Raw genomic sequence first — 17002 nt, forward strand, 5'->3', positions numbered from 1 at the left:
TCAGCCGTTGCTGTCCGAACCGCCGTTGGAACCGCCGTCTGATCCACCATCGGAACCGCCGTCTGATCCACCATCGGAACCGCTGTCTGATCCGCCGTCGGAACCACTGTCCGAACCGCCATCCGAACCGCCATCCGAATCACCGCCGTCGGATCCACCGTCCGTGCCGCCATCAGACGCGCCGCCGTCGGCGCCATCGTCCGAACCGCCATCCGCGGCACCGTCATCACCGGCCCCGCCATCCATGCCGTCATCACCGGCACCGTCATCCGTGGCGCCATCATCGGTCGATCCGTCATCGGTCGCGCCGCCGTCCACGGCGCCTGCCGTGCCGACGGGCGCCGCGCCGGAATCATCGCCTGCCGAGGATGTCTCGGGGTCGGCACGCGTCTCTACACCATTCACCGAGACGAGCCGCCCGTTGGCGGTGCTGTAGACCAGCTCGGTCGGCACGCCGGCGCGCTGTGCGGTCACCGTCAGGATGGGTCCCTCGCGCTGGATGTAGATGTCGGAATAGCCCTGGTCGGACAGGGTGTCGGCGATGGCCTCATAATTCTCCAGGCTTTCCAGCCGCGGATAGTCGCTTTCCGAGACGAAGCCGCCGGACGGCGATTCCTCCAGCGCGTCATCGGGGACGATGACGGTCGATTCGGGGGTCTCGATCACGGTGGTCTGTGCGATCGCGGTCGTGGCCATCAGGCTGGCTGCGGCGATCTGGCCACCGACCAGCAGGGCCTTGAACGGAGTCTTCAGCATCGTGCGTCTCCTGTTGTCTGTCTGGCGGCATAACGCGCATCCGGGCCCGCAGGGTTCCCTGAACGCCGATCAGACGGGAATCGCGGTGGTCCGGAACACCGTGCGCAGGGCAAAGCTGGAATGCATCTGGGCAACTCCCGGCAGGCGCGACAGGTGCTGACGGTGGATGCGGGCGAAGTCGTCCGTATCCTCGACCACGATCTTCAGCAGATAGTCGGCCGTGCCTGCCATCAGGTGGCATTCCAGCACGTTCGGGATGGTGCGCACGCCGCGTTCGAAGGTGTCCAAGACCTCGTCCGCCTGACCCGACAGGGTGATCTCGACGAAGACCGTCGTCTGGCGGCGCAGGGCGCGCGCATCCAGCAGCGCGACATAGCCCGAGATGACACCGGCCTCCTCCAGCCGCTGAACGCGCCTGTGGCAGGCGGACGGGGACAGATGCACCCGCATCGCCAGCTCGGCATTGCTGATTCGTCCCTCGGTCTGGAGCAGGGACAGGATTCGTCGGTCTATTGCGTCAAGATCGGCCATGCCGGCAGAATCTTCGAAGACCGGTCCCGATGCCAGCGGTTTCTTCGCCGATCATCCGTCTATCGGGGGAATGTTCGCAGCACCTTGCGGGCCGAACGGGGCATCATCGGACCACAGCTCTGGGAGGAGAGACCATGAAGATCGGATGCCCCACCGAAATCAAGCCGCAGGAATTCCGCGTCGGCCTGACCCCCGCTGCCGCCGCCGAGGCCGTGCTGCGCGGCCATGACGTGCTGGTCCAGTCCGGCGCGGGCCTGGGCGCGGGATTCGCGGACCAGAACTACGTCGATGCCGGCGCCACGATCGCCCCCGACGCGGCGACGGTGTTCGCCGAGGCCGAACTGATCATCAAGGTCAAGGAGCCGCAGGCCGCCGAACGCAAGATGCTGGCCCGTGGCCAGATCCTGTTCACCTATCTGCACCTGGCGCCCGATCCGGACCAGACCCGCGACCTGCTGGACAGCGGCGTGACCGCCATCGCCTATGAGACGGTGACCGACGCGCGCGGCGGCCTGCCCCTGCTGGCCCCGATGTCCGAGGTCGCCGGTCGCCTCGCCCCGCAGGTCGGCGCATGGGCGCTGCAAAAGGCCAATGGCGGCCGCGGCATGCTGATGGGCGGCGTGCCCGGCGTGCGGCCTGCGAATGTCGTGGTGATCGGCGGCGGCGTGGTGGGCACCGCGGCGGCGCGCGTGGCGGTCGGCATGGGGGCCAACGTGACGGTCATGGACCGGTCGGTGCCGCGCCTGTCCTATCTGGACGACATCTTCATGGGCCGCCTGACCACCCAGTTCGCCAGCGCCGCGGCCACGGCCGAGGCGATCCGCACGGCCGACATGGTGATCGGCGCAGTCCTGATCCCCGGCGCCGCCGCACCAAAGCTGATCAGCCGCGACCAGCTGTCGACCATGCCGCAGGGCGCCGTTCTGGTCGACGTGGCGATCGATCAGGGCGGTTGCTTCGAGACGTCGCGCGCCACCACGCACCAGGACCCCATCTATGACGTCGACGGGATCGTGCATTACTGCGTGGCGAACATGCCGGGCGCGGTGGCCCGCACCAGCACGCAGGCGCTTGGCAACGTGACCATGCCGCATCTGCTGGCCTTGGCCGACAAGGGCTGGCGCCGCGCGCTGACCGATGACGCGCATCTGCGCGCCGGGCTGTCGGTCCACGAGGGCCAGCTGACCTCGCCCCCGGTGGGCGAGGCCCTGGGCCTGGACGCCGTCACCCCGGCATCGGTGCTGGGGCTGTAGGCGTCAGGCGGGGCTGGCGCGGTCGGCCAGCAGGTCGCGGATCTGCGCCAGCAGCTCTTCTTGGGTGGGGCCGGCCGGGGGGGTCTCCTTGGCCTCCTCCTTGCGCATCGCGGCGCGCTGCAGGCGGTTCACGCCCTTGACCAGCAGGAACACCGCCCAGGCCACGATCAGGAAGTTCAGCACCGCCATCGCGAAGGCGCCATAGGCAAAGATCGCCGCCCCGGAATCGCGGGCGGCGGCCAGGCTGGCCCCGTCGGCCACGTTGCCGGACAGGACGACGTACTTGTCGGTGAAATCGATCCCGCCGGTCATCAACCCCAGGATCGGGTTGATCAGGTCGACGACCAGCGAATTGACGATGCCCGTGAAGGCCGCGCCGATGATGATGCCCACGGCAAGGTCGATGACGTTGCCGCGGGCGATGAAAGTCTTGAATTCCTGAATCATGACACACTGTCCCCGTGCTGCGCGTCAATTCCGCGCCCGCCGATCCTGCGACCATGCCGGACGAAAATCAATCGCGTGCGTGCAGGGCCCGCGCGGGGCCCTGCGGGGCGATGCGTCACTGGGCCGGGGCGGCCTCGGCCAGCTTGGTGTCGATGATTTCCTTCATGCTGTCCCAGGGCTGGTTCGACACCTTCTCTCCGCCGATGATGAAGGTCGGGGTGGCCTCGACCTCGTCGGCGGTGGCGTTCGTCTGGAACGTGGCGATCAGCTGTTCGACCTTGGCGGTGTCCTCCCAGCAGGCGGTCATCTGTTCCTCGGTCATCCCGGCCTTCAGGCCGATGCGGCGCAGGTTCGTCGCGATCTCGTCGCCCGAACCGCCGGCCAGCCACTGTTCCTGTTCGTCGAACAGCATCCCGGACACGGGGAAGAACTTGTCGTCGCCACCGCAGCGCGCCAGGATTCCGGCCCACAGGCCCGGTTGGTCGAAATAGACGTCGCGCTGCACGAAGCGGACCTTGCCGGTGTCGATGTATTCCGCCTTGAGCTGCGGATAGACGTTGGCGTGGAAATTCGCGCAATGCCCGCAGGTGAAGCTGGCGTATTCGACGATGGTCAGGGGCGCGTCCTCGGCGCCCTGAGCGATGTCGGGCAGGGTTTCGGGGGTCGCGGCGGCGTCCTGCGCAAAGGCGGGGGCGGCCAGGGTCATCGCGACGGCGGTTGCGGCAAATCGCAGAAACATGGAAAGTCCTTTCAGGTCGTGCATGTCATGTCAGGTCCGGCGGCTGGCGACGTTCATCGCCAGTTGCGCCATGGCCTGGGCAAGGGTCGGATCGGAAAACTGCTGCCCCACCCCCCGGGCCTGCGCCACGATCGCGGGATCGGGCGCGCGGTCCGGGCGGGGCGCATGGGAAAAGGCCGCCTGCCCTTCGGCAAAGCCGGTTGCGGCGGTCTGCGTCAGGGTGATGCGGCTGACGGCGTTATAGCCGTAGCAGGCGTTGACGCGGTCGCGCAGCCGGGGCAGCTGCATCTCGACCATGGGCGCCATGGGGCCGGTGGTCAGCAGCGTCAGCGTGGCACCAAAGCCTGTGCGGGCGTGACTGATGCGGACCGGACGGGTGACGGGGGCCAGCTGCGGGCCCGCGATCTCGGCCCAGTTGGTCAGCAGGCGGGTGACCGCAAATCCCCGCCCCTCGGCCGCCTTCTGGACGCGGTCGGCCAGCAGGGTGGCCGCCGCCTGAAAGCCGCGGCTGCGACGACGGATCCTGGTCTTTGGGGCGTCGGACGGGTGGGCCATGGGCGCCTTTGCTGCTATCACCCGGCCATTCTTAGCCAGCCATCCCCCCGGATGAAAGCGCGCCCTTTTGCAAAGGCCCACATAATTGCGTGAAAGCAAGGTGATCGCCCCCGACCTGCTGGACTGGTACGACCGCCATGCCCGCAGCCTGCCCTGGCGGGTGCCCCCCGGCGGCGGCCCTGCCGACCCCTATCGCGTCTGGCTGTCCGAGGTGATGCTGCAGCAGACTACCGTCGCGGCGGTCAAGGCGTATTTCCTGCGGTTCACCGCGCTGTGGCCGACGGTCCAGGACCTTGCGGCGGCCGATGACGCGCAGGTGATGGCCGAATGGGCAGGATTGGGATACTACGCCCGCGCCCGAAACCTGCTGGCCTGCGCCCGTGTGGTGGCGGCGCGGGGCGGCTTTCCCGACACGCGCGACGGGTTGTCCGCGCTGCCGGGGATCGGGGCCTATACATCGGCCGCGATCGCCTCGATCGCTTTCGACCGGGTGGAAACCGTGGTGGACGGCAATGTCGAACGCGTGGTGTCGCGGCTGTTCGCAGTCCAGACACCCCTGCCCCGCGCGAAACCGGAACTGGTGGCGCTGGCCGACGGGCTGACACCGCAGTCCCGCCCGGGCGATTACGCGCAGGCGATGATGGACCTAGGCGCGACCATCTGCACGCCCCGCAGCCCCGCCTGCGTCATCTGCCCCGTCCAGGCCCAGTGCGACGCCCGCGCCCAGGGGATCGCGGCCGAACTGCCCCGCAAGACCCCCAAGGCCGCCAAGCCCACGCGTCAGGGCGTGGTCTGGCTGGCGCGCCAGGGCGATGCGCTTGTGCTGGAACACCGCCCGCCCAAGGGGCTGCTGGGCGGCACGCTGGCCTTTCCGTCGGCCCAATGGGACGGGCGCGACATGCCCCCACCTGGCCCCGCCGACTGGCGCGACCTTGGCGCCGTGCGCCATGTCTTCACGCATTTCACGCTGGATCTGACCGTGCTGCTGGGCGATTTGACGGGCAATCCCACGCGCGGGGAACTGGTCCCCCTGCGGCAGATCGACCGCGACGCCCTGCCGGGGCTGATGCGCAAGGCCTGGGATATGGCGCAGCCGCATCTTCAGGGGTAGCATCGCGGCATGAGCCATGCCCCCCTGCCCGCCGCGGCGCCCTTCTGGCTGTCCGTCGCCCTGATCCCCCTGGTCGCGCTGGCGGCCTGGGGGGGCGGGATGTGGTGGCTGATCGTGCCGATCTATGCCTGGTACCTGACCACGGTACTGGACCGCGTGCTGGGCCTGAACGAGGCCAATCCCGACCCGGACACTGCCACCGACCAGCTGTTCTGGCACCGCGCCGTGACGCTGATCTGGTTCCCGCTGCAGGCGGCCACGATCCTGGCCTGCCTGTGGGTTGCGGGGCGCACGGACCACCTGTCGGGGTGGGAATCGCTTGGGCTGTTCTTTGCCATCGGTGTCATGTCGGGCAGCGTCGGCATCGTCTATGCGCATGAACTGCTGCACCAGAAGACGCCGGCCGAACGCTGGCTGGGTGATCTGCTGCTGGCGTCGGTTCTTTATTCGCATTTCCGCACCGAGCATCTGCTGGTGCATCACAGCTGGGTATCGACCCCGCGCGACGTTGTCTCGGCCCGCTACAACGAAAGCTTCCACCGCTTCTTTGCCCGCGTCCTGATCGACGGCCCCCGCAGCGCGTGGCGGGCCGAGACGCGGCTCCTGGCCCGCGCGGGCCGCAGCCCTTGGGACCGCCGCAACCCCTTCTGGCGTTACGGCGTGCTGCAGGGGGCGATGCTGGGGCTGGCCATGGCCGTGGGCGGCTGGACCGGGCTGGGGCTGTTCCTGTTCCAGGCGCTGATCGCCGTCTGGCAGCTGGAGCTGACGAATTACGTCGAACATTACGGGCTGTCGCGCAAGCATCTGGGGGACGGCCGCTATGAACCCGTCCGCCCGCGCCACAGCTGGAACGCCAGCCACACCGCGACCAACTGGCTGCTGATCAACCTGCAGCGCCATTCCGACCATCATACAAAGCCCGACCGCCGCTTTCCGCTGCTGCAGACCTATGGTGCGGACGAGGCGCCGCAGCTGCCGATGGGCTATCCGGCGATGACGCTGCTGGCGATGGTCCCGCCGCTGTGGCGGCGGCGCATGAACCCCCGCGTGCGCGCCTGGCGGCGCCAGTTCTATCCAGAGATCACCGACTGGACCGACTATAACCGCGGCACCCTGCCCCTGCCCCGCAACGCGCTGTAGCGCGCATGCCGCAGGGGCCGGCAAATATCGCTAAAAGGCTGCGCAGCTTGTTCCGGGCGCAACCTTGCATTGTGTGCACAAAATGGAAAAATGTCCCAAGCCGTAACAGGGACCGACCGGAATGAACGACGATTCGATGCTGATGCACAGCGATGCGCAGCCCTATCACTTCGCCGCGGGCGACAGTCTGGGCTATCTTCTGTACCGCAGCGTGGCCCGTCCCGGCATGCAACGCGACGACCTGGAACGCATCCTGCATCATGCGCGCGACCGCAACCGGGCGGCGGGGCTGACCGGATGCCTGCACCACGAGGACGGGCTGTTCTTCCAATGGGTCGAGGGGCCGCGCTTTCGCCTGTTCCGGCTGATCGACGTGCTGCGCGAGGATGACCGCCACCTGAACTTCACGGTGCTGGACCAGGGCCCGCTGCAACAGCGCCTGTTCAGCGATTGGGAGATGCGGTTTTCCGACCGCGAGGCCGCATCGCTGCTGGAATGGCTGGCCGAACGGCGCGACCGTGCCGGGTCCGACCAGGACGACGCCGAAAGCATCGCGGCCTTCATGCGGTCGATGAACGGCTGACGGATGAAAATTCCCCGCCATGCGGACATGGCGGGGCAAGGTGGTTCCGGCCGCGCGCATGGCGCGGGGGGAACGGGCGAAGGGTGAAGCTCAGTTGGGCCGGGGGGCGTCGCCCTCCATCTCGGCACGGATCTGCTGGCGCAGAATGTCCAGCGGGATCATCTTGCCCTCGCGCCGGAAATGCCAATAGGTCCAGCCGTTGCAGCTGGGCGCGCCTTCCAGCGCGGCGCCGACCTGGTGGATCGATCCCTTGACGTCGTTGCCGATCAGTGACCCATCGGCGCGGACCTTGGCCTTGTGGCGGTTACCGATCGAGAACAACTCCTCTCCGGGGCGCAGCATGCCGCGTTCGATGACCTGCCCAAAGGGGATGCGCACCTCGGCGCGCTTGGCGCGGGTGGTGGCGATGGCGTCGGCATCCAGCCGGCGGACGCGCGACAGGCGGCGGCCCGCGACCTCGCGATAGGCCTCCTCGCGCTCGATCCCGATATAGTCGCGGCCCAGCATCTTGGCGACCGCACCGGTGGTGCCGGTGCCGAAGAACGGGTCCAGCACCACGTCGCCGGGGTTGGTCGTGCCCAGGATCACCCGGTGCAGCAGCGATTCCGGCTTTTGCGTCGGATGGGCCTTGTCGCCGGCCGCGTCCTTCAGCCGCTCGCCGCCGTTGCAGATCGGCAGCACCCAGTCGCTGCGCATCTGGACGCCCTCGTTCAGCGACTTCAGCGCCTCGTAGTTGAACGTGTATTTCGAGCTTTCCGACTTTGCCGCCCAGATCAGCGTCTCATGCGCGTTGGTCAGGCGCTTGCCGCGAAAGTTCGGCATCGGGTTCGACTTGCGCCAGATCACGTCGTTCATGATCCAGAACTGCTGGTTCTGCAGTTCGGCGCCGACGCGGAAGATGTTGTGATAGCTGCCGATCACCCAGATCGCGCCGTTCGGCTTCAGCAGGCGGCGGGCGGCGGCAAGCCAGTCGCGGGTGAAGGCATCATAGGTGGCAAAGCTGGAAAACTGGTCCCAGTGATCGTCCACCGCATCGACCAGGCTGTTGTCGGGGCGATGCAGGTCGCCCTTCAGCTGCAAGTTATAGGGCGGATCGGCAAAGATCAGGTCCACGCTGCCCGCGGGCAGGCTGTTCATGATCTCGATGCAATCCCCACCCAGAATCTGGTTCAGCGGTAATGGCCGCGCGGAATCCGCGCGCTGGTCCTTGGTTTTCGTCATGCTCTGCCTTCGGGAAATGCCGGCTTTTGCCGGTCTGGTATGTCCCCAAAGATGATTTAGATGCGAATCGCCGTCAATTTCTTTTTCGAATCAGTCACTTACCAAAGGGGCTTTACACAAGATGTTGTGGACTGGCCTGAACGACCGCCTATGATGTGGGGTTATCCCCAGATCTAGCAGGGCGCGTTTGTGGCCTGGCGTGGGGTATCCGGCATTCACGTCCCAGCCATATCCGGGGTGCTGTTGCGCCAAATCCACCATGATGCGATCGCGCAACACCTTGGCCACGATCGAGGCCGCAGCGATCGACAGGCAGCGCGCATCGCCCTTGACCACCGCCTGCGCAGGCAGGGTCAGATCGCGGGGCAGCATGTTGCCGTCGATCAGCACGTGGCAGGGCGGCTGGCGCAGCCCGGCCAGGGCGCGGCACATCGCGACATGGCTGGCGCGCAGGATGTTCAGGGCGTCGATCTCGACCGGATCGACATGGGCCACGGACCAGTCGCAATGCGCCATGATCCAGGCGGCCAGCGCGTCGCGCCGCGCGGCGGTCAGCTTCTTGCTGTCGTTCAGGCCGTCAGGGATGTTCTGCGGGTCCAGCACCACGGCCGCCGCGGTGACGGGGCCGGCCAGCGGCCCGCGCCCGGCCTCGTCCACGCCCGCCACGCGACGCGCGCCCCCGGCCATGGCCAGGGTCTCGACGCTGTAATCGGGGGTCATGCGGTGATCCGCACCGCGGGGATGGTCACTTCCTCTAGGTTCGTGCCGGGCCCCTCGCGGTCCACGACCAGGAAATCGGCCGGCTGGTCCAAGGGCGTCAGCACGCCGTGCCAGGTTCCCGCATGCAGGTTCACGCCGGTATGCGCCGGGACCAGGAACGCCCGCAGGGCGCCGGGTCGGCCGTCGTCATCGGGTGCGACCACCGACAGCCACGGCCGGTCGCCAAGCGGCATGAACGCCTGCGACCCAAGCGAGTGACGTTCCAGCAGCGTGCAGTCATAGGGCAGGCTGACGGCCTGGCTGCGAAAAAGGGAAATGATCGCCTCTCCGCCGCCGCGTTCGACGGTGGCCAGGGCATGGTGGCGTTCGCAGCGGCCCGCATTGATCATGCGGTCGGGCGTCGCGCGCGGGGTCAGCACCTCGCCGAAGGGGGCGAAGGCGGCGGCGGTCAGGGGTTCGATGCGGATCGTGCTCATGGCGGTGTTCTAGCGCGCCGCAGCCAGCCCGTCGAGGATCAGACGCATCATGTCCGCCCGTGCGGCGGGGTCGCGCAGATGCGCGGCCTCGGCGCGCGCGGCACGGGACATGGCACGGCAGGCGTCGGGATGGGCGCAGGCCCAGGCCAGCTTGTCCTCCAGGTCGGTCAGGTGGCGCGCGACGGGGATGAAATGCTCCCAAGGCCGGAAGCGCCCCGAATAGAACACCTGCCAGCCGTCATCCTCGGCCAGCAGCACGCCGTTCTGATCCAGCCCGGAGATGAAGTTCGACCCGTGGTCATACCCCGACAGGCACAGCTGATAGCGATAGGCCCGAAAGTCGCGCGGCCCCATGCGCGGGCGGCAATAGGGCGCGATCAGCGGGTCGTCGGCGTGCTGCCGGAAACCGTGCGCCATGACGATGCCCACATCGAAATCGGGATGATCGTGAAACCGGCGGACAAAGGCCATGCGGTTGGTGCGGCACAGGCCCTGCCATGCGGCCTCGCGATCCGCGGGGGTGGCGGCTTGGGCCAACCGCTGCAGCCAGACATGGCTGGCGGGGCCAGGCTTGACCCCATCGCGCATTTCCGACCCCGAGATCATGCCGCGCCACACCAGCCGGTCCTGCTTGTCGCCCCAGGGGATATCGTCGTCGTGCGCGGCGGGATCGAACCCCGGCAGGCCGATCGCGTGCTGGTCCGGCAGGGGCCACAGGACCGCGTTCACCGCCCCCGCCCGGCGGTTGTGGCACAGGACCGGACGATCCAGGGGCGCGCCCTGGGGGCTGCCGAACCAGCGGCTGTCCTCCATGTCGATCCAGACCGGATCGCGGCGGTCCAGCGCCAGGATGTCGTTGATCACCCCCTCGGCCCGGATCAGCTTGAAGGGACGCCCCTCGCGCGCCAGGGCCAGAGGGCGGTGGCCGGGGGGTGTCAGAAGGGTGAACTGCCGCGGCGCGCCCGCAGCGTCGGTCACCGCGCCGCTGCCCGACAGGGTGCCATCCCAACGGCAGGCAAATCCCGACAGCCCCTGCGCGCCGCCTGCCGCACCGCGGTCCAGGCCCGCAAGACAGAAGCGCGCGACATCCTGCGCCCAGCCCGGCGGTGCCTTGGGCATCGGCGGCGGGTCCACGACGGGGTCCGGGACGGGCCAGCGGTCGGGCCAGTGGTCGGGCAGCCCCCGGTCCAGCGCCAGCATCGGCCGCAGCCGTGCAGCCAGATCCGCGGGGGTGCTGTCGGTCAGGTCCAGCGTGATCAGCCGCCTGTCTTCCGCGAACAGGGCGCGCGTCGCATCCAGATGCGCTTGCATCCCTTCGGGCCAGCGATGGCGGGGCGGGATGGTCAGCAGGAACAGCGCGTCGGGCAGACGGTCGCGCAGAAAGGCGATGCAGCGCCAGGCCTGCAATGTCGGGCGCCAATGGGGCCGGTCGCGGTACAGCCCCGTGATCAGCCGCGCGTTGGGCCAGCCGCGCAGGGGCTGCGTCCCCTGCCCCATCGCATAGACGATGTCCGCAGCCAGGCGCCCGCCGTCATGGCAGACCGCGCGATGGCCGTTGGCCTGAAACATCCGCACCAGCGCCGCATCGATGGGGCCGTCGGGGCCGACATGGATGACGACCGGGTGGCCCATCTCAGCCCAGGCTGCGGCGCGGCAGCAGGATCGTCAGCAACCCCAGCACCGGCAGGACCGAACACAGCAGGAAGACCGACCGGATCCCCTGCGCATCCGCCAGCACCCCAAGCGCCGCGGCCGAGATCCCGCCCATGCCGAACGAGAAGCCGAAGAACAGCCCCGCGATCATGCCGGTGCGGCCCGGCACCAGCTCCTGCGCAAAGACCACGATGGCCGGAAAGGCCGATGCCAGCACCAGCCCGATCAGCACGGCCAGCACGCCCGTCGGCACCAGCCCCACATGCGGCAGCGCCAGCGTCAGCGGCAGCGCGCCCAGGATCGACACCCAGATCACCGTCAGCGGCCCGACCCTGTCGCCGATGATCCCGCCCAGCATGACGCCCGCCGCCATGCCCGCCAGGAACAGGAACAGCATGATCTGTGCGCCCTGGGTCGACAGGCCGAACTTGTCGATCGTGAAAAAGGTGAAGTAGCTGCTCATCGAGGCGCTGTAGATGTTCTTGGTGAAGACCAGCACCGCCAGCACCGCGATGGCGCGGATCACCGTCGCGCGCGGCAGGCGCAGGGTACGGTCGGGGGTGGCGGTGCTGGCGCGGCGCCGATCCTCGGCCCAGCTGCCGACCTGCCACAGGATCGCGGCACCCAGGGCGGCCGCGACTGCGAACCAGGCCACGGCCGGACGGCCCAGCGGCACCACGATGAACGCGGCCAGCAGCGGCCCCAGCGCCTGCCCGCCATTGCCGCCCAGCTGGAACAGCGACTGCGCGGTGCCGAACCGCCCCCCCGACGCGGTCCGCGCCACGCGCGAGCTTTCAGGATGGAACACAGCCGATCCGATGCCGATCAGCATCGCCCCCGACAAAAGCCAGGCATAGCCCTCGGCCATGCCCAGCATCAGCACGCCGCACAGCGTCGAGGCCATGCCGAAGGGCAGCGACCGCGGCTGCGGGTGGCGGTCGGTGGCCATCCCGATCAGCGGCTGCAGCAGCGACGCGGTGACCTGGAAGGCCAGCGTCATCACGCCGATCTGGGCATAGGACAGGTCGAACTCGACCTGCAGCAGCGGATAGATGGCCGCCAGCATCGACTGCATCACGTCGTTGATCATGTGGCACAGGCTGATCGCCATCAGCACGCCCCAGGATGTCAGCGTCGCGGGTCCGGGTGTCACCGAGGGATGGGTGGTCGAGCGCATCGAAAATCCGCCATCATGCTTGCACGATCTGCATTTATCAGACATCCTGCGAAAGGAAAGCGTCGCGCGCCCGTCCGCCCGGGGTTTTTCCCCGGCCCGCGGCCAGCCGGGATGTCGCATGGCGAATTGGACAGCTTCCATTCTTGTGCGTATCATTTATCAAATCGGGACAGGTATATGTCACGAGTTCTTCAAAATGGCCAAGTTGTCCCAAGGTTCGTCCGTTACGATCCGCTCTTCCGGCGTCGACGCCGAACGGCGGCGACTCAACACATGGCAGGCGATCCGCGCGGATGTGCTGGGCCGGATCAGATCGGGCGAATGGCCGCCGGGCAGCCTGATCCCCACCGAACAGATGCTGTCGATCGAGATGGGCTGCGCGCGCGCCACGGTGAACCGTGCCCTGCGTGAGTTGGCAGACAGCGGCATCATCCAGCGCCGCCGCAAGGTGGGCACCCGCGTGACAGCCACCACGTCCCGCCGCACGACCCTGTCGCTGCCGGTCCTGCGCGACGAGATCGAATCGCTTGGGGCGCGCTATGCCTATCAGATGACCGAATGCCTGCCCTGCAACCCCAGCCCCGCCGCCATGCAGGCGCTGCAGGTCGATGCCGACGACATGATGCTGCTGGTCAAGTCGCGCTATCTGGCCGACGACCGCCCGCATTGCTGCGAGGCGATCTGGCTGAACCCCCGCGCGCTGGCCCTGCCCGATTTCCACCTGTTCGCGCATGAACCGCCGCAGGAATGGCTGGCCCGCAGCCTGCCCGTCACGCAAAGCCGCTTTTCGATCCTGGCCGAAGGGGCCAGCGGGTCCTGCGCGGTGAACCTGACCATCGATCCGGGCACGCCGGTGATGACGATCGAGCGGGTCAACACGCTGGATTCGCTGCCTGTGTCGTTTGCCCGCCAGTTCTATCCGCCGATGCACCGCCTGGTGTTGGACGACTAAAGACCCAACAGGTCCGCGAAATGCGCGACAAGGCGGTGCTTGAGCACCTTGCCCGTCGCCGCCGCGGGCAGCGCGCCCGTCAGGATGATCCGCGTGGGCCGCTTGTAGGCCGACAGCCGCGCCGCCGCATGGGCCGCCAGCGCATCGGCCGTCACCGCATCCGGCGAAATCAGCTGACAGAAGGCCAGGATATCCTCGTCGCCCCCCTCGCGCGCGCGGCCGATCACGGCGGTCTGCAACACGGCGGGGTGGTCGTTCAGCGCGGCCTCGACCTCGGGCGGATAGACGTTGAAGCCGCCGCGGATGATCAGCTCCTTGCAGCGGCCGACGATGTGCAGCCGCCCCTGCGCGTCGATCCGGCCCAGATCGCCGGTGCGCATCCAGCCGTCCCGCAGCACCTGCGCCGTACCCTCCGCATTGCGGAAATAGCCGCGCATGATGTGCGGACCCCGCGTCAGCACCTCTCCGGTGCCGGGTTCGCGGCCGATCGTCTCGTCCAGCGCGATCTGGACCCCCGGCAGCGGGTGGCCCGCCGACGGGTCCGGGTCGCCGATGGCGCTGTTCGTGACGGTCACCCCCGCCGTGGTCTCGGTCATGCCGTAACCGTTCTGCAGCGCGATGCCATAGAACGCCTCGGCCCGCCGCTTCCAGTCGGGGTCCAGGGGCGCCGCGCCGCTGCTGACATAGCGCAGGGGGCGGGCCAGACGCTCCAGCCCCTGGGCGCGCGCCTCGGCCATGATGGCCGCGTGCATCTGCGGAACGGCGGGCAGGACGGTCACGTCCGATTGCAGCGCGGCCAGCGTCTGCGCGGCGGAAAAGCGCGGCTCCAGCCGGATATGCGCGCCCGTGGCCAGCCCCGCGGCCAGCATCGAGGTCAGCCCGAAGACATGCGTCAGCGGCAGAACGCCCCAGATGACGTCATCCGCCTGCATCCCCCGCAACCGGGCCGAGCTTTCCCCGCCAAAGATCAGGTTCCCGTGGGTCAGCATCACCCCCTTGGGCGTGCCCGTCGTGCCGGTGGTGTAGAGGATCACCGCCGTCATCGCGTTTTGCGGCTCGACCTGCTCCGGCACGGCGTCGAACGGCCCCGCGACATGCAGTGCCGCCCCGGCCAGCGTGACGGCGCGTGCATCGCCAGCATGGACACGCGCGGGTTCGCTGACATCGGACAGGAACAGGGTCAGGCGCGGTTCGGTATGGGCCGCGATCTTGGCCAGCTCCGGCGCGGTCATGCGCGCGTTCACGGGCACCAGCACCGCGTCCATGCGGCTGGCGGCCAGCAGCAGGACCGGCACCGGGGCCGCATTCTCGGCCACCACCAGCAGCCGGTCGCCGGGGCACAGGCCCATCGCCGCCAGATCCGCCTGCGTCCGCCGGACCAGATCGTCCAGCGCGGCATAGGTCAGGGTGCGTCCTGTCCCGTCGGTCAGGGCCGGACGGTCGGGATGGGCCGCGCGGGCGGCGTCGAACAGCTGGTGGATACGGGTCATGAATCCTCGCGAAGGCGGCGGAAATCGGGGGGGCGCTTGGCCAGGAAGGCGGTGATGCCCTCGGCCGCCTCGCGCGAGGCCAAGGCCGTGGCCATCGCATCGCGTTCGGCGGTCAGCTGCGCCTCCAGCAGGGTGGCGCGGGCGCCGGTCAGCAGATGCTTGATCGCGGCCTGCGCCTCGGCGGGCCCTGCGGCCAGGCGGTCGGCCAGGGCCATGGCGGCCATGATGGCCTCTCCGGGCTCGGTCAGTTCCTGGATGACGCCCAGAGCGTGCAGGCGTTCGGCGCCCACGGGCTGACCGGTCAGAGCCATGGCCGCGGCCATCTGCGGCGGCAGGCAGGCGGTCAGCGCCGCGGTCAGCCCGCCATCGGGCACCAGCCCGGCATTCACATAGGCCGCCGTATAGCGCGCATCGCGGGCTGACACGATCATGTCGCAGGCCAAAGCCAGTGACAGGCCCGCGCCGGCGGCGCCCCCCTCGACCACGGCGATGACCGGGCGGGGGCAGGCCACGACCGCGCGCATCAGGTCATTCAGCGCGTCGATGCGGGCGCGGCGCTGATCCTCGGACATCTCCTGCGCCTTGATCAGCATGGTCAGATCGCCGCCCGCGCAGAAGAAATCGCCTTCGCCCATGATCAGCACGGCGCCGATGCGGGGGTTGTCGGTCGCCAGCTCCAGCGCGCGGTGCAGGCCCTTGTAGAAATCGGGCGTCAGTGCGTTGCGGCGGGCGGCGTTGCGGTTCTCGACCACCAGGCGGTCGCCCAGGTCGCTGATTTCGCAATGCGGATTGGTGAGGTCGGTCATGGGGCGGCCCTTGTCTTGCGGAAGACGCCGGTCGCGGTGGCGATCAGCGTGCCGTCCTCATGCCGCAAGGCGCCCTCGATGAACAGGGTGGCGCGCCCGCCGCCCGTCACACGGCCCGTGGCGGTCACGCGCCCCGGATGGCCCGGGGCCAGATAATTCACCGTCAGCGACAGCGTGGTGAAGGGATGGCGGCCCGTGGCATCGACCGTCAGGCTGCCCGTGGCCCCCATCGCGCTGTCCAGAAGGGTCGCGGCCAGCCCGCCATGCAGGATGCCCTGACGGTTCAGATGGCGGTCGTCCAGATCCAGCCAGCAGACCGCCCCCGCCCGGCAGCCCACGTCCAGGACATAGCCGATCAGGGACTGGGTGCCGGTTTCGCCGTGGATCAGGGTCATGCGAAGGCGGGCTCGCCGCGCGCGAAGCGCTCCAGGTGGAAATCCGCGTCGCCCATGGCTGTGTCGGCGGCCAGCAGGCGGCGGATCATGCCGCCAAGCGCGTATTCCTCGGTCATGCCAATGCCGCCATGCAGCTGCACCGATTCTTCGGCCACCAGCCGCGCGACCCGGCCCAGGGTGACCTTGCAGGCCTGCAGGTGCCGGGCGCGCAGCGGCGCCTCGGCATCCAGATGGCCCGCGAAATTGGTGACGGCGGACCGCGCCTGTTCGACCTCGACGGACAGGTCGGCGGCGCGATGCGCTAAGGCCTGGAACGCGATCAGCGGCTGGCCGAACTGCTTGCGGGTGCGCAGATAGTCCAGCGTCAGATCGACCGCCGCGCTCAGCGTGCCCAAGGCATAGGCCGCATGGGCCAGGACGCCGCGCGCCAGCACCACGTCGAAATCGGCCAAGGCCCCAAGCCGCGTGGCGGGGGTGGCGTCAAAGATCAGGTCGGCGCCGCGCTGATCGTCCATCAGCGGATAGGGGCGGACGGTCAGCCCCGTCGCGTCGGGCGCGACCAACCACAGCGCATCGGCGGTGGTGACGACGATCGCCGCCGCGCCTTCGGCCCCCGCCACCATGGTCTTGCGCCCGGTCAGGCGGTCGCCATCGACACTGATCGCCACGCCACGGTCGTAACGCGTGCCGGGTTCGGCATCGGCAAACGCGATCGTGGCCCCGTCGTCAGCAGGCTGGCCCGCCTGCGCCAGGGCCGCGGCCCCGATCATCGTGCCGATCAGCGGCAGGGACGCGCCCGCCCGGCCCAGGGCCTCGAAAATCAGCGCCACGGCGGCGCCCGATCCGTCGAAACCGCCCTCGGCCTCGGTCAGCAGGGCCTGGGGGACGCCGGCCTCCTGCAGGGCGGGCATCAGCGCCTCGCCGGAATGGCGGGCCAGGATGCCGCGCAGGCTGTCCTGCAGCATGCGGTGGTCGTCGGAAAGCTGAAAGTCCATGG

Annotated in this window: 19 protein-coding genes; 5 read left to right on the top strand and 14 right to left on the bottom strand. The window is 68.8% G+C overall.

What is annotated here, in order from left to right:
• Both TW83_RS21755 and TW83_RS01240 read right to left on the bottom strand, forming a co-directional pair.
• Positions 1-756: a hypothetical protein gene (locus TW83_RS21755; RefSeq protein ID WP_204245705.1), complete on the bottom strand. Its 756-nt coding sequence runs from the start codon at positions 754-756 to the stop codon at positions 1-3.
• A gap of 69 nt (positions 757-825) precedes the next feature.
• Positions 826-1287 (bottom strand): Lrp/AsnC family transcriptional regulator, encoded by a 462-nt coding sequence (locus TW83_RS01240; protein WP_045980949.1) that lies wholly within the window; start codon positions 1285-1287, stop codon positions 826-828.
• Positions 1288-1421: 134 nt separating this feature from the next.
• On the opposite strand from TW83_RS01240, the gene ald reads away from it, so the two are divergent.
• Positions 1422-2540, top strand: coding sequence for an alanine dehydrogenase (gene ald, locus TW83_RS01245; protein ID WP_045980950.1), 1119 nt, complete (start codon positions 1422-1424; stop codon positions 2538-2540).
• Between the two features lie 3 nt (positions 2541-2543).
• On the opposite strand, the gene mscL is transcribed toward ald, so the two are convergent.
• The 3 genes from mscL to TW83_RS01260 form a co-directional block, all read right to left on the bottom strand.
• A complete protein-coding gene (gene mscL, locus TW83_RS01250; RefSeq protein ID WP_045980951.1) occupies positions 2544-2987 on the bottom strand; it encodes a large conductance mechanosensitive channel protein MscL in 444 nt (147 codons plus the stop codon).
• A 115-nt stretch (positions 2988-3102) separates the two neighbouring features.
• Positions 3103-3726 (bottom strand): DsbA family protein, encoded by a 624-nt coding sequence (locus tag TW83_RS01255; protein WP_052714547.1) that lies wholly within the window; start codon positions 3724-3726, stop codon positions 3103-3105.
• A 30-nt stretch (positions 3727-3756) separates the two neighbouring features.
• Positions 3757-4281 (bottom strand): DUF721 domain-containing protein, encoded by a 525-nt coding sequence (locus tag TW83_RS01260; protein ID WP_045980953.1) that lies wholly within the window; start codon positions 4279-4281, stop codon positions 3757-3759.
• An 85-nt stretch (positions 4282-4366) separates the two neighbouring features.
• Between TW83_RS01260 and mutY the strand changes: the two genes are divergently transcribed.
• The 3 genes from mutY (at position 4367) to TW83_RS01275 (ending at position 7115) form a co-directional block, all read left to right on the top strand.
• The gene (gene mutY / locus TW83_RS01265) at positions 4367-5392 is read left to right on the top strand and encodes an A/G-specific adenine glycosylase (RefSeq protein WP_045980954.1); all 1026 of its coding nucleotides are present in this window, start codon (positions 4367-4369) and stop codon (positions 5390-5392) included.
• Positions 5393-5401: 9 nt separating this feature from the next.
• Positions 5402-6532, top strand: coding sequence for an alkane 1-monooxygenase (locus TW83_RS01270; RefSeq protein ID WP_045980955.1), 1131 nt, complete (start codon positions 5402-5404; stop codon positions 6530-6532).
• Between the two features lie 121 nt (positions 6533-6653).
• On the top strand, positions 6654-7115 hold the full coding sequence (locus TW83_RS01275; protein ID WP_052714550.1) for a BLUF domain-containing protein: 462 nt from the start codon (positions 6654-6656) through the stop codon (positions 7113-7115).
• Positions 7116-7205: 90 nt separating this feature from the next.
• On the opposite strand, the gene TW83_RS01280 is transcribed toward TW83_RS01275, so the two are convergent.
• The 5 genes from TW83_RS01280 to TW83_RS01300 all read right to left on the bottom strand — a co-directional run bounded on the left by TW83_RS01280 (position 7206) and on the right by TW83_RS01300 (position 12362).
• A complete protein-coding gene (locus tag TW83_RS01280) occupies positions 7206-8336 on the bottom strand; it encodes a site-specific DNA-methyltransferase (protein WP_045980956.1) in 1131 nt (376 codons plus the stop codon).
• 90 nt (positions 8337-8426) lie between these two features.
• Positions 8427-9056, bottom strand: a complete 630-nt coding sequence (locus TW83_RS01285) for a ribonuclease HII (RefSeq protein WP_045980957.1) — start codon at positions 9054-9056, stop codon at positions 8427-8429.
• Positions 9053-9532 carry an ureidoglycolate lyase gene (locus tag TW83_RS01290; protein WP_045980958.1) on the bottom strand — a complete coding sequence of 160 codons (480 nt, stop codon included), beginning with the start codon at positions 9530-9532 and terminating at the stop codon, positions 9053-9055. The genes TW83_RS01285 and TW83_RS01290 overlap by 4 nt, the downstream gene beginning before the upstream one ends.
• Before the next feature lie 9 nt (positions 9533-9541).
• Positions 9542-11164, bottom strand: coding sequence for a glycosyl transferase family 90 (locus TW83_RS01295; RefSeq protein WP_045980959.1), 1623 nt, complete (start codon positions 11162-11164; stop codon positions 9542-9544).
• Position 11165: 1 nt separating this feature from the next.
• Positions 11166-12362, bottom strand: coding sequence for an MFS transporter (locus TW83_RS01300; RefSeq protein WP_045980960.1), 1197 nt, complete (start codon positions 12360-12362; stop codon positions 11166-11168).
• Positions 12363-12558: 196 nt separating this feature from the next.
• Here TW83_RS01300 and TW83_RS01305 point away from each other — a divergent pair, with 196 nt between their 5' ends.
• Positions 12559-13314, top strand: coding sequence for a GntR family transcriptional regulator (locus TW83_RS01305; protein ID WP_052714552.1), 756 nt, complete (start codon positions 12559-12561; stop codon positions 13312-13314).
• On the opposite strand, the gene TW83_RS01310 is transcribed toward TW83_RS01305, so the two are convergent.
• From TW83_RS01310 to TW83_RS01325, 4 genes are read right to left on the bottom strand one after another with little or no spacing between them, the layout of a single operon-like run.
• Positions 13311-14804, bottom strand: a complete 1494-nt coding sequence (locus TW83_RS01310; protein ID WP_045980961.1) for an AMP-binding protein — start codon at positions 14802-14804, stop codon at positions 13311-13313. The genes TW83_RS01305 and TW83_RS01310 overlap by 4 nt on opposite strands.
• Positions 14801-15610, bottom strand: a complete 810-nt coding sequence (locus TW83_RS01315) for an enoyl-CoA hydratase family protein (protein WP_045980962.1) — start codon at positions 15608-15610, stop codon at positions 14801-14803. The genes TW83_RS01310 and TW83_RS01315 overlap by 4 nt, the downstream gene beginning before the upstream one ends.
• A complete protein-coding gene (locus TW83_RS01320) occupies positions 15607-16005 on the bottom strand; it encodes a PaaI family thioesterase (protein WP_045980963.1) in 399 nt (132 codons plus the stop codon). The genes TW83_RS01315 and TW83_RS01320 overlap by 4 nt, the downstream gene beginning before the upstream one ends.
• Positions 16002-17000: an acyl-CoA dehydrogenase gene (locus TW83_RS01325; RefSeq protein ID WP_045980964.1), complete on the bottom strand. Its 999-nt coding sequence runs from the start codon at positions 16998-17000 to the stop codon at positions 16002-16004. The genes TW83_RS01320 and TW83_RS01325 overlap by 4 nt, the downstream gene beginning before the upstream one ends.
• Positions 17001-17002 lie beyond the last annotated feature (2 nt).

The sequence above is a fragment of the Paracoccus sp. S4493 genome (assembly GCF_000967735.1).
In the GTDB taxonomy this organism is placed as follows: Bacteria; Pseudomonadota; Alphaproteobacteria; order Rhodobacterales; family Rhodobacteraceae; genus Paracoccus; species Paracoccus marcusii.

Excerpts from the sequence above, each read along its gene's own strand:
- TW83_RS21755 (WP_204245705.1), bottom strand. The coding sequence starts at position 756 with ATGCTGAAGACTCCGTTCAAGGCCCTGCTGGTCGGTGGCCAGATCGCC.
- TW83_RS01240 (WP_045980949.1), bottom strand. The coding sequence starts at position 1,287 with ATGGCCGATCTTGACGCAATAGACCGACGAATCCTGTCCCTGCTCCAG.
- ald (WP_045980950.1), top strand. The coding sequence starts at position 1,422 with ATGAAGATCGGATGCCCCACCGAAATCAAGCCGCAGGAATTCCGCGTC.
- mscL (WP_045980951.1), bottom strand. The coding sequence starts at position 2,987 with ATGATTCAGGAATTCAAGACTTTCATCGCCCGCGGCAACGTCATCGAC.
- TW83_RS01255 (WP_052714547.1), bottom strand. The coding sequence starts at position 3,726 with ATGTTTCTGCGATTTGCCGCAACCGCCGTCGCGATGACCCTGGCCGCC.
- TW83_RS01260 (WP_045980953.1), bottom strand. The coding sequence starts at position 4,281 with ATGGCCCACCCGTCCGACGCCCCAAAGACCAGGATCCGTCGTCGCAGC.
- TW83_RS01270 (WP_045980955.1), top strand. The coding sequence starts at position 5,402 with ATGAGCCATGCCCCCCTGCCCGCCGCGGCGCCCTTCTGGCTGTCCGTC.
- TW83_RS01275 (WP_052714550.1), top strand. The coding sequence starts at position 6,654 with ATGAACGACGATTCGATGCTGATGCACAGCGATGCGCAGCCCTATCAC.
- TW83_RS01280 (WP_045980956.1), bottom strand. The coding sequence starts at position 8,336 with ATGACGAAAACCAAGGACCAGCGCGCGGATTCCGCGCGGCCATTACCG.
- TW83_RS01285 (WP_045980957.1), bottom strand. The coding sequence starts at position 9,056 with ATGACCCCCGATTACAGCGTCGAGACCCTGGCCATGGCCGGGGGCGCG.
- TW83_RS01290 (WP_045980958.1), bottom strand. The coding sequence starts at position 9,532 with ATGAGCACGATCCGCATCGAACCCCTGACCGCCGCCGCCTTCGCCCCC.
- TW83_RS01295 (WP_045980959.1), bottom strand. The coding sequence starts at position 11,164 with ATGGGCCACCCGGTCGTCATCCATGTCGGCCCCGACGGCCCCATCGAT.
- TW83_RS01300 (WP_045980960.1), bottom strand. The coding sequence starts at position 12,362 with ATGCGCTCGACCACCCATCCCTCGGTGACACCCGGACCCGCGACGCTG.
- TW83_RS01305 (WP_052714552.1), top strand. The coding sequence starts at position 12,559 with ATGGCCAAGTTGTCCCAAGGTTCGTCCGTTACGATCCGCTCTTCCGGC.
- TW83_RS01310 (WP_045980961.1), bottom strand. The coding sequence starts at position 14,804 with ATGACCCGTATCCACCAGCTGTTCGACGCCGCCCGCGCGGCCCATCCC.
- TW83_RS01315 (WP_045980962.1), bottom strand. The coding sequence starts at position 15,610 with ATGACCGACCTCACCAATCCGCATTGCGAAATCAGCGACCTGGGCGAC.
- TW83_RS01320 (WP_045980963.1), bottom strand. The coding sequence starts at position 16,005 with ATGACCCTGATCCACGGCGAAACCGGCACCCAGTCCCTGATCGGCTAT.
- TW83_RS01325 (WP_045980964.1), bottom strand. The coding sequence starts at position 17,000 with ATGGACTTTCAGCTTTCCGACGACCACCGCATGCTGCAGGACAGCCTG.